The organism is Vibrio sp. YT-19(2023) (genome assembly GCF_033337395.1).
Genome location: NZ_JAWOQN010000032.1, coordinates 1 through 18492, shown reverse-complemented (window position 1 = coordinate 18492; position 18492 = coordinate 1). Strand labels below are relative to the sequence as shown.

General features: G+C 43.0%; 13 protein-coding genes and 1 pseudogene. 2 read left to right on the top strand and 12 right to left on the bottom strand.

All coding sequences use genetic code 11. From position 1 onward, the window contains the following. Positions 1–21: 21 nt before the first annotated feature. The 7 genes from R7E78_RS19440 to R7E78_RS19410 form a co-directional block, all read right to left on the bottom strand. Positions 22–762 carry a DUF4391 domain-containing protein gene (locus tag R7E78_RS19440; RefSeq protein WP_318058153.1) on the bottom strand — a complete coding sequence of 247 codons (741 nt, stop codon included), beginning with the start codon at positions 760–762 and terminating at the stop codon, positions 22–24. Beyond that, positions 762–4031, bottom strand: a complete 3270-nt coding sequence (locus R7E78_RS19435; protein WP_318058152.1) for a helicase-related protein — start codon at positions 4029–4031, stop codon at positions 762–764. The genes R7E78_RS19440 and R7E78_RS19435 overlap by 1 nt, the downstream gene beginning before the upstream one ends. Next, complete coding sequence (locus R7E78_RS19430) at positions 4031–4528, bottom strand: addiction module antitoxin (protein ID WP_318058151.1); 498 nt, start codon at positions 4526–4528, stop codon at positions 4031–4033. Before R7E78_RS19430 ends, R7E78_RS19435 begins: the two co-directional genes overlap by 1 nt. Before the next feature lie 121 nt (positions 4529–4649). Beyond that, positions 4650–5531 (bottom strand): Wadjet anti-phage system protein JetD domain-containing protein, encoded by an 882-nt coding sequence (locus R7E78_RS19425; RefSeq protein ID WP_318058150.1) that lies wholly within the window; start codon positions 5529–5531, stop codon positions 4650–4652. Further along, on the bottom strand, positions 5528–8320 hold the full coding sequence (locus tag R7E78_RS19420) for a hypothetical protein (protein ID WP_318058149.1): 2793 nt from the start codon (positions 8318–8320) through the stop codon (positions 5528–5530). Before R7E78_RS19420 ends, R7E78_RS19425 begins: the two co-directional genes overlap by 4 nt. After that, positions 8314–8883 carry a condensin complex protein MksE gene (locus tag R7E78_RS19415; RefSeq protein WP_318058148.1) on the bottom strand — a complete coding sequence of 190 codons (570 nt, stop codon included), beginning with the start codon at positions 8881–8883 and terminating at the stop codon, positions 8314–8316. Before R7E78_RS19415 ends, R7E78_RS19420 begins: the two co-directional genes overlap by 7 nt. Continuing rightward, on the bottom strand, positions 8873–10147 hold the full coding sequence (locus R7E78_RS19410; RefSeq protein WP_318058147.1) for a hypothetical protein: 1275 nt from the start codon (positions 10145–10147) through the stop codon (positions 8873–8875). Before R7E78_RS19410 ends, R7E78_RS19415 begins: the two co-directional genes overlap by 11 nt. 147 nt (positions 10148–10294) lie before the next feature. On the opposite strand from R7E78_RS19410, the gene R7E78_RS19405 reads away from it, so the two are divergent. Further along, the gene (locus R7E78_RS19405; protein ID WP_318058146.1) at positions 10295–11155 is read left to right on the top strand and encodes a helix-turn-helix transcriptional regulator; all 861 of its coding nucleotides are present in this window, start codon (positions 10295–10297) and stop codon (positions 11153–11155) included. A 279-nt stretch (positions 11156–11434) separates the two neighbouring features. Here the strand turns inward: R7E78_RS19405 and R7E78_RS19400 are convergent, their stop codons facing one another. The 4 genes from R7E78_RS19400 to R7E78_RS19385 all read right to left on the bottom strand — a co-directional run bounded on the left by R7E78_RS19400 (position 11435) and on the right by R7E78_RS19385 (position 14958). After that, positions 11435–13690, bottom strand: coding sequence for an ankyrin repeat domain-containing protein (locus R7E78_RS19400; RefSeq protein ID WP_318058145.1), 2256 nt, complete (start codon positions 13688–13690; stop codon positions 11435–11437). 231 nt (positions 13691–13921) lie between these two features. Further along, a complete protein-coding gene (locus R7E78_RS19395; protein ID WP_318058144.1) occupies positions 13922–14065 on the bottom strand; it encodes a hypothetical protein in 144 nt (47 codons plus the stop codon). Positions 14066–14185: 120 nt separating this feature from the next. Continuing rightward, positions 14186–14395: an AlpA family transcriptional regulator gene (locus R7E78_RS19390; protein WP_213963416.1), complete on the bottom strand. Its 210-nt coding sequence runs from the start codon at positions 14393–14395 to the stop codon at positions 14186–14188. 125 nt (positions 14396–14520) lie between these two features. Then, a complete protein-coding gene (locus tag R7E78_RS19385) occupies positions 14521–14958 on the bottom strand; it encodes an RNase H family protein (RefSeq protein WP_318058143.1) in 438 nt (145 codons plus the stop codon). Positions 14959–15314: 356 nt separating this feature from the next. On the opposite strand from R7E78_RS19385, the pseudogene R7E78_RS19380 reads away from it, so the two are divergent. Next, positions 15315–16234, top strand: a pseudogene (locus tag R7E78_RS19380) (IS5 family transposase). Positions 16235–16399: 165 nt separating this feature from the next. On the opposite strand, the gene R7E78_RS19375 reads toward R7E78_RS19380, so the two are convergent. Next, a complete protein-coding gene (locus tag R7E78_RS19375) occupies positions 16400–18061 on the bottom strand; it encodes a BCCT family transporter (protein ID WP_161679384.1) in 1662 nt (553 codons plus the stop codon). Positions 18062–18492 lie beyond the last annotated feature (431 nt).

Genomic DNA, 18492 nt, shown 5'->3' with positions numbered 1-18492 from the left:
CTCGATTCGCTGAGTTTTCACTCACAAACCACTTAGCGAGCTAATCTGTTCTTTTAGTCGGTTGATTTCACTGTTCATATCAACCTTTCGATTGTACTGCTTTTCTTTTTGTTGCTTTGCCTGAAGCTTTGTTAGCTTATCTCTGCAAGCGTTCAGCATCGCTATACGCTTCATCTGCTCATCTAATGACTCACCTTCAAGTGCGGGTTCTGGCAGTAGGCTTCGTAACAGCTCATTGTACAGTGTTGCCATGTTAATGATAACTGGAAGCTTTTTACTTTCCGCATGATTTAGCTCACCTAACTTAGAGATCAAGCTCCAATCGGACAAAAAGTATTCCTTAATGACCATACTTCCAGCATCTCGCTTGTTCTCTCTTTTGTAAGCCATGGCATGCTGCACTTGTGGCCTATGTTGGAGCCCATTAAAAACACGAAAAAAAATGTTCGAAGGAACTGCACGATCTAACGTTTCCAATACCTTGACATCAAGTTCTGTGCAATTTGGTTTTAGATGTATATCAAAAACTTGTATCTCAGCCACATCTTCACTTTCAGCGACATTCAACGTATCTGGAGACAATTTGTATCGCCAGATTATTTGCTCGACTTGATTAACAAATAATTGCTTAGTCGCCGGCGGAAGATTTGATTGCTGATAAATCGTTTCCTTGGGAATTTTCTGCCCTTGCTTTTGACTTCCTAATGCAGCAGCTTGAGGAAATCTGAAAGGAATGAATACATGTTGTTGGGCTGATGCCATTAGCCTTCCGCCTTTACGACAATAAAGTTAATCAGCTCAAAATCTTCCAACCCTTTAATCTCATTAGCCAATGCTGATGTGTGTTTTCCACTAAACAGGCTGTTGATGTCACTAGCCTGTTTAACTTCCACAATAGAGCCTATCGCTTGGTCCAATAATTCAGAGTAGAAACTCATCTCACGACCGTCTTTAGTATCTCTATTGAAATTTGTGCATGCCAGAGTGTCTGGGCCATCTTTACCTTTACATGCAGCCCGTACCTGATCGAGCAACGGTTTTACCTGCATATGGTTAATCACAACCTCACCCGACTCTGCCATGTAAATCAAGTAGTATGGGTGAAGTCTGTTCTGCTTATTGATGTTGACGCTATGATTACGATTACGTAATGAGAAAATCACGCCTGGTACGAGCCCCATGTCCGGCTTTGCCGCTACCACTGCATGCAGCCCATTTGGTGTAGTGTTGATGTCCCCATTCGCTTTGATGTAATTCAGAAGATCCATGCGAAATTCATTGAGGCCGAGATCGGTTATGGACACGCCTGTTTTGACGTCTTCTAAATCTACCACTTCCTCTTGCAAACGTTTGAGCTGCTCTGTGCGATAGGCAACATCGTTTGCTTCAGCCTTTAGCACGTTATCGTCACCAGTCGCGGTAATGTCTGAAATTACCATCCTGTTTTCGACACGCTCTTTAAGGTTAATGTATTCATCCAGGCTTATATCCGGCCAGTAGTTGACTAACTGAATGGCTTGATTTGTTGACCCTATGCGGTCTACTCGTCCGAACCTCTGGATAATACGTACCGGGTTCCAGTGAATGTCGTAGTTAATCAGATAGTCACAATCCTGCAGGTTCTGACCTTCTGAGATACAGTCTGTACCGATTAGTACATCAAGCTCAACAGGTTCATTTGGTAGTATCTGAGCTTTTTCTTTAGAGACAGGTGAGAATAACGTAAGCAGACTTTGAAAATCATAACTCTTACCTATCGTCGATTTTGCTGCACTACTACCGGTTACCTTCCCGGTGTGAATCTGGTATTTATCTTGAAACTCTTGGGCCAGGTTCTCGTATAAATAATCCGCAGTATCTGCAAAGGCGGTAAAGATTAAAACTTTTTTATTGCCTGGGTTGAGTGGGTTTTGCCACTTTTCAAAAATATGCTGTCGCAAATGCTGCAGCTTAGCATCCTGCTCAGGTGGAACCTTATCCATTTCCTTTAGCAGTTCACATATCACTTCTAAATCAGCACTTAAATTGTGCTCCCAAGAAGGAAGATCCATATCAGCAAGTTTTATTTTAACTTTACCCCCAGTTGAAAAACCTTCTTGGTATTCCGTTACATCTTCATCCCAATCAATACCATTAAAATCATTTGCGCGGTCTTGATAGCCAGTATCTAATCCACTTTTCTTAAACGCTGCGATGTTACTAAGTGCATCATCAAGTATTGACTGTAGCCCCTGCAACGTTAATCGGAATGCATGGATGGAACTTTCTAAACGTTTTAGTAAGTTAATGGTCATCAGACGTTGCAGTGCTTTTTCTCGATCAACCTGACGCAGCTTACCTTTACTTCCTACATCGGTATCGTACATCTCTTCATACTTGGCGATACGACTAGGTAGGATATAGCTAATTGGGGCATAAACAGCCATCTTTAACTTCGAAAGCTGCTCGAATATCTGATTAAACCCAATTACGTCAGGTCGCGCAGTCAACGACGGGTGAAAAGACTTCGGCTTCATTCGTTCAGGGAAATGACCTATATCAGCCGTATCGTAGAACGTTTGAATATGCTTACGAGAGCGAGCAATGGTCACACTATCGAGCAGTTGGAAAAAGTCATAATCCAACGTCTCTAATAACGCAGAAGCAGTACGTTCTTCAGGAGCGAGATCTGCCCATGCATTAAATGACTTTTGCGCTCGTTTAAAAATTTCTTCAATACTGAACTGCGTACCTATCTGCTCTCGAAGCACATGTGAATCACCCTCGTAGGCCAATGCTAACTGATTACGTAAATCAGAGAATTTGTTGTTTACCGGTGTTGCCGACAACATCAACACCTTCGTTTTCACCCCAGCACGAATGACTTTATTCATCAGTGACTGGTAACGAGTTTCTTTATCTTTGTATACCTGGTTGTTTCTAAAATTATGCGACTCATCTATTACAACCAGATCGTAATTGCCCCAGTTAACTCGGTCCATCGGGATACCAAAAGACTCTCCTCTAGTGCGTTGCAAATCGGTATGGCACAAGACATCAAAATTGAACCTGTCTTTTACAAAAGGATTGGTAATCAGGTTACGGTTATAGTTAAGCCAGTTATCCGCCAGTTTTTTAGGACACAAGACCAACACTGATTTGTTACGTAGCTCGTAATACTTAACTACGGCCAAGGCTGTAAATGTTTTACCTAAACCTACACTGTCGGCAAGGATACAACCATTGTATGTCTCCAGCTTATTGATGATTCCGGTAGCAGCATCTTTCTGATAATTGAACAATTTATTCCAGATTAAACTGTCTTGGTAGCCCGTCTTATCATTCGGGAGGACATCTTCGTTAAGGTCTTCGAGGAATTCACTGAAGATGTTGTATAGCAACTGAAAATAGATACGTTCAGGAGAGTTTTCTTGATATACGGTAGATATGTGATTGACCAGCCTATCCGTCACATCCTGCACTTTTTCTGCATCATTCCATATTAGATCAAACATACCCATGAAAACGCTGGTGGACGAGGGCTCGTCCATACAGGTAACAATGTTGGAAACTGCATTACCCTTTTGGTAACCAAGATCTACCGCTGAAAAACCATTAAGCGGCTGATATACCGCTTGTTCTTCACTTACTTGCACTGCCGCCAACTGCTGCATTGGTGCACCAGTAGTATTTGACCTAAACTCCACCTTTCGACGAATCCAGTCCGCGCACTCTCGAGCAATCGCTTTTTGGGTAAGCTTGTTCTTTAGCTGTATTTCAAATTCAGTTCCGTAAAAGCTCTTTTCTCTTTGCTCTTTCGGAATGAAAAACTCTCGCTTCTGTTTACTCAGTTTATCCGTTACTTCTGATTCAACGAATGTAGGAGAGGTAAAGACAAACTCCAGTGACTCAATCTGTTCGAGCTCCTCTTTTAAAGCTTCATACGCATAGATCGAAAAACAGGATGCTGCAATTTTAAGCTTTGCTCCTGGCTTTATTGTGCTTTTTAAGTCGTCACCAAGCAGATCATTTATATTGTCGATGATACGCATTAACTATCTCCAAATGTCTGCTGCCAACGAACAAAGGCAGGTCGATGACGATCAGTCCATTGGGTACAAATCAAGTACGTTTGTCCATCACGCTGAGCAACTTTAGTTGTAGAGTAACGGTTGCGGCCTTTGGCATCTTTAGCGCTAAGCCTTACATCTTCTGGCCTAGCCGTTTTTGATATTTTCAGAACAGGGAATGATAGACCAAATGTGGTTTTACAATACTCTAGCTGGGTGAGATTGTTAATCTCTGAAAAAGGTAATCTCACTTCTACCAGATGCTGTATAGATTCTGTTATTTCAGCATTTGAGATCCTATTCGCTCCCTGCTGAGTCACTGCGCTATCCCCATCTAGGGCAACTGGAAATGGAAAACCTTGCACTTGAACCGCTTTTGCAAGAAATACGTTGATAGCGAGCTCGACCGGTAAGCCAAGCTCGCTAAAAATTTCTGTCGCCTTCTCAAGTAATTCAGGATCTAGTTTTGAGTCTTTCATGCAATTTGCTATCCCTACAATTTGTAACTTTTGTATACTAGCTCATGAAACAACTCTTGAATAGGATGGCGTTCTAAAACAAACGTCTTTCATTCATTAGTGTCCTACTCAATTCACTAGCCTATTTCTTACTAAGCCAAATGGACTCTTGCTCAAGTGCTAACCCGTTCGTTTGCATCTCTAGAACTAGCGCTTGTAGATGAGAGGATTGAGCCAACAAATTGCTACTATTCTCAAGAAATGAATTGAATTCTCTTGCGGTATCAACCCAAAGCTGGTTTTGCCCGTAACGGTTCAAAAGTTCCTTCCAGTTAGGCATCATCCAAAACTCTGCTCTTTCTTTAAGCCTCTCATTCAGGCGCCGGAAGTTATTTAGCCCGACTCCATCATAATCGGCAAAAAAATAGACCATCGTTGCCCTTTCAGGCACCGATAGCCAATCAATGAGTTTGTTGTGTAGCTGCCCTCGGTACCAAATAACGGTAGTGGGTTCGTTATTGGGTAGCCAATCTAGACGGTCAAACAATACTTGGTTTTCCACCAGCCAAATAGAATGATGAGTGTTAAGATCCCTATTTCTTTCTCCGCCCACTTCAAGGGAAAAAACGCCAAACTCTTCTGTCGCTACATTTAAGTGCTCAGTTGGCCCTCCGAAAGACTCCCATAGCGGATTCGCAACCGCTTTAGCCAGCACGTAGGTCACATCGTGACCTACTCTTCCTTGTTTGCTGCTGCGTGTGGAGGCTATGTTTACGGCTCTTTGCGGGGCTGATGGAGACACGTTTTGATTTGGCGCCAACTGCTCCAGTGTGACTTTAACAACATCCATATCAAGAATGCCGTAGACAACGCCACGGCCTTTAGGAGTAACTTGTACACTCTGAGTTTTGCGGCTGAACTCTTCAAGCTGCTTCTTCTGAGATGATGTCAATGTGCTACCAGCGATGGAATCAGGGTACACCTCGATCAGTCGCATTAGTGCTTTAACCAATGCCTGACTCATAATGATGGCTCCACTTGTGACTGCAGCAGTTCTTGGCTTTCTATTGGTTCGAAAATCTGCCAGCTATTACGGCTAATGTGGTTCTTTCCATTCGCTTGGTGGATAGGCACACAATAACGAGCGGTGGTTAACGGTGCTGGTGAAGCAAAAATCAGTGCAAAACCGAACTGATTTGCAATCTCTATCAAGTTTGATTGGTTCTTGGTATCCAGGGCCAACGCCTCATCCAAATAACATACTGCTTTCATTTGGTGTCGCTTGTCTTGCATTAAGTGAAGCATCGCAAGGCCGGTCACGAGCTTGGCCATCAACACTGTTCCGTTAGAAGCCGCACTATCGATATCTTCAAATGACTCTGGTTGCTGCCCTTGCTTGGCAACGACAAACTCAAGTCTGAACAAATCTGCCACTCTTAGCCCTTGGCGAGCATTACCTTCTTCAATCAACAGGCTCTTTGCTCGCTCTAACTCCACATCATCAAGAATACTACCTTGATCAAACAGCTCGAAACTCTGACCACTTTCTGTTTGCTCTGCTTGCTGGATTAGTACATTCATCGCATCAACAAGCTGACTCTCTTCAACAGGCTCAATTTTGAAAGTTTTGAGATCCGATAACTGCCTATGATTGATTAAACGGTTGAATTCCTTCATCTTACTTTGTAGTGCATAGAGTCCACTGCGCAGCTCTCTTAAACTCGCAGTGACGTTGACCACGGCCGAACGAGCACGTCTTTCCAGCGCTTTCTTTTCATCATCTAAACAGTGACTGAATTTAATTATGCCTTTTAACTCTTCATCTTGAGTTTGCGCCATCTGGAACTTGGTAAGCCCCTTCTGAGCTAAGTCATTTTTCATGTGGCGCAATTCTTTGGACAACTTATCGAGGTCTTTGCAATCCTCGATGTATTGTTCAAGGCGAACGGGTAGATATTCCAGAGACCATTCATCCACAATAATCCAAGGCGTATGTGGTTGCTCCGAAAGAGCGTTAAACAGTGCTTGATCATCAATTCTTTGATTTTTCAGCTTTTCAACAAGTCCATCATCTGAAGCAAGCTTATTTAGCTTATCCGTAATCTCTCCGATTTGCTGTGCAAGTTCGTTGTACTTCTTATCCGCACCATGAAGAGCGCTATTAATCGCTACCAGCTGATTCTCAAATGTCTGTCTCTGCTCGATTCGCTGTGCCTGGTCTTTTTTCAATTTTTGCAGCAGCTCGTAGTCCCTCAAGTCCTGTTCACACTGTTTAACTGCGGTATTTAATTCGCTCTTTTTCCTCTCAGCAGCTTCGTTTCCTCTACTTACTTCAAGCAGTTGTTTTAGTTCTGTTACTTGCTTATTAACATCGTCTATTTCCTCCACCAGCTCCTGCTCTGTTTTTTGAACATGCTGTGGAATAAGCTCCTCAAGGGACAGTTTTAAACCTGAAAACGAGAGTTGCTCAGAAGATTCGTCATTGAGCATGTGTCGAAGCTGATTGATGTCAAACGAATACTGCGAAGGCGGCAGTTGCATTACTCGTTGGCTAAGTACTTTGTTCAGCTTTTCTAATTCATCTACATTAAGCACTTCAGAAAGATGAAGGTATAAATTGTCACCCAACGTTTGATGTTGAGAGTGCAACCTTTGCAGCTGATCTTCTTTCTCTTTCAACTGTTTGCCAATCGCAGCAGAAGAGGACCGCTGTGATTGAACACACAAGGCAGCCTGAGCATCATATTTTTGCTCCGCAGCTTTCAATTGACTCTCTAGAAACGATTGATCCGGGATCAAGGTAAACCGCTCTTCCAACTCTTGTCGCCGCTTCTCTATACGGTTTAACTCTTCCAGTTTATTGGTTAAGTCTGTGCGCTCTCCTGCATAGGTAATATCTTGGCTTCGGAGATCACGTTGCGTTTGCTCAAGCTTAGTTTTTTGCGTTGATAGATTCTCAGTCATCGTTTGAACATGACCATGCCAATCCTGCAGCAGTTCATTAACCTTAGGCTGGCATACGGCGATCTTTCCTCGTAGCGACAAGGTACGCTCAAACTTTTGTTCGAGCTCTTGAATCGTTTCCAGATTGTTTACGGGTGCTAGGTACTGCTCGCGTTCTAGATTAATGTCTTGAAATGCTTTCTCCCACTCCTGCTTAAAATCGATGCTGGCATTGGGTAGCTCTCTGCTAAATATCTTCAACAAATAGTCTTTCACATCGCTGGAGTTTAGCTTATCGAGCCTGAGCGTTTTGGTGAGGACTTGCTGGAACGAACGTGCGTCACTTACATGTTCAAGTTTAAACACCGTAAAATCGATGTCGCTTGTTTTCTTACTTTTTGCACCACCATAAATCGAGTGTCTGAACTCTTTATCATTAAATTTATAGACTCGATGTTTTTTTGTCGCTAAGTGGTTGATTAACTTCGGTTGGGCAACGATGTTGCCATCATCCATACGGAAATCATCTAAGTTTAATTCACCTTTATAAGCGAAGTATTCGTAGTCATAACCTACCCCTTTACCAACACAGCCAAACACCACGGTGCCGGTTTGTGGCAGGATGACCTCTAGCAGAATGTAAGCGCTATTGTTCGGGAAGTAAAAACGGCGAGCTTTCTCTAATGTATGAGAGCCGAAATCCATCCTTCTTTGATCGATGATGAGCAGAAATTGAAGCGCGTTGATTAGGCTTGTTTTGCCATGGTTATTTGGCGCAATTAATGACACAGAGTCATCGAGAGGAAGTTCTGCTCTTTGATACCCAGCGCTACCAATTAATGCTAAACGTTGAAAACCGTAACTTAGCATGATTCATCTTCCTCATAAGCGGCCACATCGCTTTCAGATGCTTGTTCTGTAATAGCTTCGAAATGGTCTAGGTAGCGATATACCGAAGGCAGTAAACGCCAGTGATTGCTCTCTTGAACGGCAAAGCCTTTGCGCACCGCATTATCGAGTATCTTTGCTAGTGCATCTTGGTCGAGCTCTTCTGCATCCAAAAGCTCTTGATGCTTTTCGTAGACCTCATCAAGCAAGGCATTATCAATCGTCCATTGGTAAAACTGACCAAGGAAGCGGCCGCTATCAGCTTGATGGTCAAATATCACCATCAGCAATAGTGCTAACTGGCGTGATTGTTTATTGATGTTCTGGTTACCATCTTCATCATGGAACCAAGCAAAACCCCGTCCATCAATGCGCAAGTCAAAACCTAAGTTAGCAAATAGGTACTGGTACTGCTCTGCTTGCTGTTCTAGCTCATGCCATAGAGCCGCATCCGTCGAGCGGTTGAGGTGCCGACCAGAGTTAAAAAGGTTAAATAGCTCAGTCAGGTGAGCCAGCTCATTTAAATCGATTTTGCTAGTTTGCATTATCAACATCCTTTGCATTTGTTGAGCCAGTCAACATCTTTATTTCGTGAGGGTGGTAGGTTACGGCTACTGTGTTCAATGCTGTAGTACTTGAGCTTGCCCCTAATGTGCTTTGCCAATGAGGATCACGGACAAGCTCGTGATAGAGTCGCAACAGCTCAGCATCTGGTAGGTGCTGATAGTTTCCTCTGAGCCACGTCATTAGATTCGCGACCGGTAGCGAGTCAGCAAGTTTTTCCCTCAGAAGCTCTTCATCAACCCAGTTGATCATCGGACTTTCAGTCGCTTCTTCATCCGGGAACGGTATAGAGCTAGGTTCAAAGTCCAAGAATTCTGCCATCAACTCACGAACTTCATTACCCAACTGAATTTTAGTCACGCGGCTACTTTTCCACATAGGCAAACCTTCGGCATTCAGTCCTCGCGCTAAACCCTTTTTACGAACTTGGCTTAGCTGCTTGCTGATAACCGCTGAAAGCTGATTGTGTTGTCTGGCTTCCTCTCTTAATGGCAACAAAGTATCGGCACATTGCTGAGCAATAACTCGTCCTTGGTATCGAAGATCTTTGACTTGATAAGCTATCTGACGCATTGCCAGCCTTTGTTGATACAAAGATCCACGCATAGAAAGTATGTCAACGGCAGAATCGAGTGCTTCTTCCGCCTTTTCTAATAAGGGATAGAAACTGCCTCCAAGACCGCTATCCATCATTTCATTCATGGGTTCTACGTATTGGTCATACACTTCCAGCACTTCACGGTAACGACGTTCAATTGGAACGCTGGTATCAGCTGATTTCGCCAATTCTGCTATTTCAAATATTGCTTGTTTGTCTTGCGTTAACTGTTGGGTAATTTTTCTAACCAGCTCCGACAGCCTATTCGCGCCAGTACGAAGTAAATCATTGTCCGATCCATCAAGTCCTTCTAACACTTGACTGGTGGCGTCTTTAATCGCATCAACTCGCGCTTTAAGTACCGCTGATAGACCTAACTCATGCTCCTGGGTTAAGCCTCTGACAAAGTCCACAACTAGTGTGTTTAGCTGATAGTCGCTACTGCGATTGATAGGCTGCAGTATGTCTGAATTAACAAGACTGGTGAGTACAGTATTACTTTCCGCATTTTTACTTTTGTACTGATTGATCACCTGTTCAAGTACTCTCAGCTCAAACGCTGGACACTCTCTCGAAAGCCGAGTTAACTGCTCAACCACCTCCCAATGTTGATGTAACTGAAAAGTGAGACTCTTAGGTGCGGCCATTGAAACCTACTTCATACGTATCTAATAGAAAGAACAAAATGAACTACTTGGTTGACTATTCATTACCACTGACACAATATATCGCTATTAGCTACAGGTAAATACTGATTACATACACACGTCGCATAAGTAGACAGGAATCAAATAATGAGTAAATGGCCAATTCGTTGGGACCTCCTATGTCGATATCGAATGATTGAGATTATTGCGTTGTGGGAAGGCCGCTTAACCACGAACCATCTGATTAAAAATTTTGGTATTGGTAGACAACAAGCATCGAAAGACATCAACTCTTATCTAGCTGATATTGCCCCTGGCAACCTTATTTATGACAAAAAGTTAAAGGGCTACAAGCCTAGTAATAGCTTTAAACCCAAATTAACTAGCGGTCATGCTGATGAGTACCTGCATATCCTCGCTCGCACTGAAGATATGGCCATCACATTTAGCGAGCTCAATATGGGCTTTGAGAATACTACGATGGTTAGACCCGTAACACGCAATATTTCGCCAGAGATTCTTCGCCCATTAGTACAAGCGATTAGAGATAAAAAACGTGTCGATATAAGCTACACATCACTTAAAGACGGTCTCGTAGTCGAACGTATAATTTCGCCCCATACTCTAGTTTGTACACCTTTACGCTGGCATGTCCGAGCTTACTGTGAACACGCTAAGGGTTATCGGGACTTTGTACTGAGTCGAATTCGAGGCATTCCAAATATTGAGGCTAAAAGGGTTATGGGAAAAAGTCACGATGCCCAATGGAATACAGTGTTAAACGTTGACTTAAAGCCAGATCCACGCTTAAACGAAGCCCAGGCTTCTGTCATTGCCCATGACTATGGCATGGAGGGAAATACCCTCAAGATACCAACCAATGCTGCGTTGGTTCGTTATGTTTTAGATGCTTACAACATCGACATTAATGTTCTTGATTCCAACCCTCAAGGTCAGCAGATTATCATTAGGAATTTTGAGGAGCTGAAGCCGTATTTGTTTTTCTAGGTGCGCTGGGAAACATACGTCGCGCTTATGGTGAGGCATGTAAACTATAAGACTTGGTAACATTCTTGAATTGCTGTTGAGAATTTAGCCGGTAATAATTAGACCATTCCACAAAAGCTGTAACGCCCTCGTGGAGTGGTACTTGTGCTGGAAAACCTCTTAGATAGGTCCTATGAATATTAGCCTTCTTCATAGACAAAGCTCAGGTCAGAAAGCTCCATTGTTCTGAGCCAAACAACAATTACTCTGCGAAGTCTCCACAGAAAATCGAGCTTCAATTTAATCAGAAAACCGTTCAGTTAACATTTTAGATACCTTCTTTGAGCGCCAATTTCTTATCAATTGTTCGAGATCTACTCGTTGCCGAGAGCGTGAATCGATACAAGTGTCACCAAAATTGGCTTGGTGATACTTTGAATCAATCATCGCTTCCACCAGCTCAACTTCGTCTAGCTCAATGGCCAGCATCAGTGGCGTATACCCAAGCATTGCCGTATCGTGTTTCGCATTGGGATCAGCCCCTTGCTCTATTAGGAGTTTTGCAATTTGTCGAAACCCTTCAGCTGTTGTATGTTTCAGAATATTGCTCAGCTCTGTAGCCTTGACGACTTCATGCATACGTTGGAACCTGGGATCGCTTTGTTGCCTCTCTATCGCAGCCTTTAAATGCTCTAAATCATGAGGTAACAGCCCTGCTGAATGGGCTCGCACAGATTGTAAGTTCATGCCTGAGTATTTCATTGCCTCCCAATGTATTGCATTGAAGTTTGGCCGAGTATGGTGTGCTATTAAACCTATCGCCGTAAACAAGGGAGTCTCACCAATAGTGTCATGCCTTCTATCCACTGACGCCCCCACCTCAAGTAACTTACTGACAACGCCTAATCGTCCCGTCTGAACTGCACACCCCAATGGAGACAGTTTTTTCTTATCTGTTAGAGCGTCCAATACACTTCGCTTGTGTGCTTTCCTACTCAATATATTGAATAACTCATCGCTCATTGAATTCAACGGAACAACATTAACTTGCATAGATTGAACTGCGAGCAGAATTGCAGACTCGTTACTTGAAGAGAGCTTGTTTACATCCGCTCCACCCTCTAAAAGAGCTGAAATAGCATCTGTGTCATCTAGCATCGAGAAATAAACCAACTGCGGCATTTTCTTCACTAACCCGCCTTCTATTCCAACGGAGAAGACTTTATTAGGCTTTTGGATATCCAACTTATAAGCGGTTTCATCTACCATCCATACACCATTATTATCATGCGGGTCTTTCGGGTATGGTGCGTCTGGGAAGAATGAATCTATGGTAAAGAAAGAACTGAATTCATGACTAAATGCAGCAATCTCCCAACCTTCAATCTCATCAGGTTTAGCTTTGTACTCATCATTACTATGCTCTGGTGGCATCAAATCAATCTTCATGATAACAGCCATTCGCCTTAACCGATTGATAAACCTTTTATTTGGCTTTGGACAGCGGCATGCTGTAACGATCGCCTCGATGATTATTTTTTCGGCATTTTCTCCTTGTCTATAAATAACCTGCTCAAACGCAATTCTATATGCCTCCACTGCGGCCAAAAGATCTCCTGAATGCAGGTGAAAACGAGCATTCATCCAATGGTAGTAATATGTCGTGTCGTAATGCGTATCCAACTTATCTTGCTGTTGCTTAAACTGATCTAGTAACTCAAAACAGCGCTCTCTCGAACCAGTTTCTTTAGGTTTTCGCAAGCTTAGTAAATCAAACAATCCTAGTGCTAAAGGCGTTGTCGCCTGATATTTGGTAGCCTCCTTCTGAAGAAGATTGAATAATTGATTAACCAGCATTTCTAAACACTGTATTGGGGATTGATGCTTAAGAATAGCTAAGTCGGTATAGCCACTGCGGTGAAAAAAATAGTCCCACAAACGTGCAGTTATAAGTCTCGCCTTATATGTCCCCCAGCTATTCCCTCGCTGCCATTGCTCACCAAGAGAGGCAATACTGGTTAAGTCAGGTAGCTCAGCTCCTAACGACCAAGTTCGCAGACGTTCTCTCTGGGAGTCCGTACTCTCGATTAGAAATTGTTGCCACTCCGTAGAATCATCAAGTTTTCCTATGACAATAGACATCAAAGCCTTATCACTCCACGCAACATCTCTGGGGGTGAGCCGCATACCATTTAAAGAACTAGAGCAAATCTCAGCGACAGCAAATGTCATAAAGTAACGTTCAAGAAACTGTTGTGCTAAGCCTGCATTTACCCCGTCTAGAGGAACTGACTTTATCAAGTTGAGATAAACATCAGTTACGCTCTCAAATTGCTCTAAAACATGATCCGCAAAGTAAATATTGACATACTTTGTAAGCGGTTCATGAATCAGTTCTTGTTTTAGCGCTGCTAGATGATGCGGATTTATTTCTGAACTTTTACATGCATCATCAATTTTCTTTCCAGCTAAGGGCTTTGTCCCTAATCCCTTAGCAAACTCTCTGAGCAGGTATTGAATAGAGAAGTAAGGTGTTTCTATTGTTTTACTAGTCATAATGAACGTTGAATATCTTTGCTAAAATTTTGAAAAGCTCTTTTATCACTCGGTGTACTCGGCACTGTGAATCGCTTCCCTGCTGGCGAGAAGATTGAGCCATGTTTTTTACGCCTTTGGAATACCCAATTGTGCTTTATTAGCTGGCAAACTAACTTCTGTATATCTTTGTTATTACTATACCTTGTCATAATCAGTAAGGGGGAGAGATGATCCTCCCCCACACTCCCATTACTTACTGTTTTTCGCAGCTGCAGATTGTGCTCTTGCGGCGAAACTTCCCTTGGTGATTTGACCACCATTAGCTTTTGCCTGAGCACCTTGAATACGTGCTGCTGCCGATAGCGTCATTGGTGTTGGTTTTGCTTTTGACATGTTCATTTCTCCTTGTGTGTTTGAACACAGACAAGTTAACAACAGCATCAAAAGTACACATCTGGGTAAGTGGAGAGTTTTTTTATTAATTATCTTGTACGCGCTAAACAGACACTAATTTTAGATTCGGCTATGTAAAACTTTTTCCATCCACTCTTCTACTTCACTGTCAATCCAAGCAACGGCCCTATCACCCAAACTTACAGTTTGTGGAAAGCTTCCTTCATCCATCTTCCTGTATATCGCTGAACGGCTTAGTGCAGTCTTTTCGATTACTTCTTTTAACTTTAGAAATCTCATGGGACGTCCTCCTATACTGTGTGTTCCCATGGGATTGACTGGCACGTAGAAAAATACTGTTTTTTGCCCCCAGAGCTTTGTCTGCAAAGCTATAAAATTCGATAACAACAAAAAAGAATCACTTGCTGGAACTACCAGCAAGTGATTCATTGTCATTACAACTGACGCTTCGTCGCCAGGAGAGCGTATCTATAAGCTGCATCTTTTCCTGCTGAACAGGCAGCGACTTTTCTCACCTCAACACGCTTCTCCGCGCTTCTTTCATCCACAAGCCGCCATAGCTCTGCATTAGCTATCGATTCTTTATTTGCTTTACGCCAATCTCGTGTCTTCCAACCTTCTAGCCACTCATTAAAGCCTTTGACGCAATAATCGCTGCTTGAATAAATAATATCGCCATCTCTCGCACGCTTTAATCCAAAAGCAAGCGCCGATAGGTCTAGATAAGCTTGGTCTGTGACATAGCCAACAGGCTCCCAATCTTCATCATCAATACATCCATCAGCATCGAGTGCTATGTACGCAATACCACCAACAAGACGGCCTCTTTGTTTTCTCACCATGGCCGCTTCTACATAAATTTCTATACTCATTGTCATACTCTCCAGAGACTAAAAAGCCGATACATTCTTTGATTCGGCTTGGTTGTTAATAACTTGCTTTACAGCGATTTCTACATAACAACGGCAAGTAAGTTATTTTTTACCTGTCTCTTGGCACGCTTGCTTTCTACCCTCCAATTCCTAACAAGCCTGATTTAAAACACTTTCAGATATATTTCATCAGTACGCATAACCAAACAGATAGCTTAAGGAGCTTTTATGCGTACCCAAAAAACTGAACATGACTACCCCTTTGAGACTTCAGAAGGCTTTGTTGCGGAAATCGAATGAACTAAATCAGAATATTACGATCAGATCAGGGACATTCATTCATTGACTTTGATTTCATGCCGAAGCCTCGCTACAAAACCACTAACTGGTGCAAGTACAATAACTCCTTGATCAACAGAGGTTCACTCACGTTTTGGATTGACGAAGAGGCCATAACTTAGTGGAAACAATCTAAACAGGATAAACGTGGTAGACCAAGATTGTTTAGTGATCTCGCTATCACGACTGCTCTCATGGTAAAGCGCATTTTTCCTTACCATTAAGGGCGCTACAAGGCTTCATCGACTCTGTTTTTAGATTGGCGAACGTCCCATTGGTTTGCCCCCACTATACTTGCATCAGTCGCCGAGCTAAGGATGTAAAGATTAATTTCAAAGCCTCATCACGAGGCGCTATCCAACACCTGGCTATTGATGCAACTGGGCTCAAGGTATACGGTGAGGGCGAATGGAAAGTGAAAAAGCACGGAACCGATGGCAAGCGTCGAGTCTGGCGTAAACTCCATCTTGCTGTTGATACTGACACTCATGAAATTATTGCAGCTGAACTGACACTTTCAGGCGTGACAGATGCGGAAGTACTCCCAAATTTATTCAAACAAACACGCCGATCCATCAAGGAAATTTCGGGAGATGGCGCATACGATACAAGGGAGTGCCACAGGGCGATTAGGGTTAAGAAAGCGATACCTCTAATCCCTCCACGTGAAGGAGCCGCCTTCTGGGAAAAGGGGCATCCACGTAATCTGGCGGTTGGTTGCCAAAAGCTCTATGGTTCGAACAAAAAGTGGAAACGAAAGTATGGTTACCACAGGCGTTCATTGTCGGAGACCGCTATGTATCGCGTAAAACAGCTACTAGGCGCTTCACTCACGCTTCGAAATTACAACGCACAAGTTGGGGAAACATACGCCATGATCAAAGCACTCAACAAGCTAACAGGGATAGGTATGCCCGAAACCCAGTATATCGTTTAAAATACAAACGATTTAACTAGTGTTCGCTCTCAAGTTGAATTCCGCAACAAAGCCCAACTTAGCTTCAATATAATATAAAAATTTGTTAATTTCCTCATAGGAAAGAATAAAAAACGGCATACTGTAGCATGCCGTTTTATTCAAATACTTAACTGTTAATATTGGTTATTTTGATTTCTTGTTAGAAACCGCTTTTGGACGAGGTTCATCCATCAGGCCTTTTACTAGGGAAACCGTTGCAACAAGCAGAACAATCGTAAATGGTAGGCCTGTGGTCACGGCCATTGCTTGAGCTGCCGCTAAGCCACCACCAAGCATCAATGCAATCGCAACTAAGCCTTCAAACGTACACCAGAACACGCGTTGAGGCGTTGGCGCATCGACCTTACCGCCCGCAGCAATAGTATCAATAACCAGTGAACCAGAGTCTGAAGAGGTGATGAAGAATACCACCACCAAAATAATACCGACGAAAGATGTAATTTCAGCTAGCGGCATCACATCTAACATGGCAAATAGTTTTAACGGTAATTCCGCCTTGAACACAGCTTCATAACCATCGCTCACGTATTGGCTTATAGCGTTACCACCAAAAGCGGTCATCCATAACACACAAACAGAGGAAGGGATAAGGATAACGCAAATAATGAACTCACGAACTGAACGACCACGAGATACACGCGCAATGAACATACCAACAAATGGTGACCAAGAAATCCACCACGCCCAGTAGAATGCCGTCCAACCTTGAGAATAGTTTACGTCTTCTCGTCCAAATGGCATTGATAGGGCAGGAATATGAGTTACATATGACACTATATTTTCGAAAAAGCCCGTTAAAATCGCGATCGTCGGGCCGACAACAATAACGAAAAGCAGTAAAAGCGCAGCAAGACCCATGTTGATCTCAGATAAGATTTTCACGCCTTTGTCTAGTCCCGCAACAACTGAGATTAAAGCGAGTGCGGTGATGCCAATAATCAATAGTACCTGCGTAGTATTCGTCATTGGAACATCAAACAGGAAGTTCAAACCCGTTGCGGCTTGAGACGCACCGTAACCTAGGGACGTTGCCAGACCAAAAACTGTCGCTACAACGGCAAGAATGTCGATAATGTGACCAGTCCAACCCCATACACGCTCACCAAACAGTGGGTAAAAAATGGATCGCATGGTAAGTGGCAAGCCTTTATTAAACGAGAAAATCGCCAAACCAAGAGCCAATAGCGCATAGATTGACCACGGGTGAAGCGCCCAGTGGTAAATAGTCGCCGCCATGCCTAGTGCAGATGCAGCACTTGCATCACCTTCAGCACCACCTAGAGGGGCCCAGTCAGTACGAACACCGTTCTCAACGTTCACGCCACCAATAGCAGAACTAAAATGAGACATAGGTTCTGATACACCAAAGAACACCAGACCGATACCCATACCTGCTGCAAAGAGCATTGCCAGCCAGCCCGCATAGGAATAATCCGGAATCGCTTCTGTACCGCCGATTCGTACACGACCTAACGGTGTAAAAATCAACCCAACACAAACAATGACAAACATATTACCAGAAGCGAGAAAAAACCAATCCAAATGGTGTAACAAACCCGCTCTTAGATCTGCGAAAAACGGCTCTACCTGTTCTCGAAATAATAGTGTTACTACAACAAACAATACGATTGCTAAGCCAGAAATTGCAAAAACACGGTTATGGATATCAAGGCCAAATGGGCCTACTTTTAACGCGACGTTATCCTGACCAATTTGATAGTCAGTGTCTATCGCGTTTACCTTTCCATCGGGGCGTTGAATGCCACCGTTATTATCGGTGCTCACGGATAATCTCCTTAAAAATACGTGACCAAATTTAATTACTTTTGTCGAAGTTTGAGTGATGAAACACCCTTACTACTTACTACCAAGCGCGTGTTAAATATTCATACTAAACAACTCTTAGTACTATTGATATGCTTTGAATAACACCGGATAGTTTTTCTGATAAGAAATTCCGCTATTAACAGGAAACCGGTAAAGCATAATAAAATTGATAAACAGAGTTCCTACTTCGTTTGCCTTAGCCCTCAATTTAAGCTTTTCATTTATACCGCATCGTGGACGTTCTTATACACAAGAGTATATTGATAAGCTGCCTTATCCCTACTGAACAGACAACACTTCTTCACCTCTATACGGGCTTTGTTGCGTAATTCGATGGAACTAAATCAAGAAGCTACGATCTGAGCGGTTACGCCCATCAATCGTCGTAG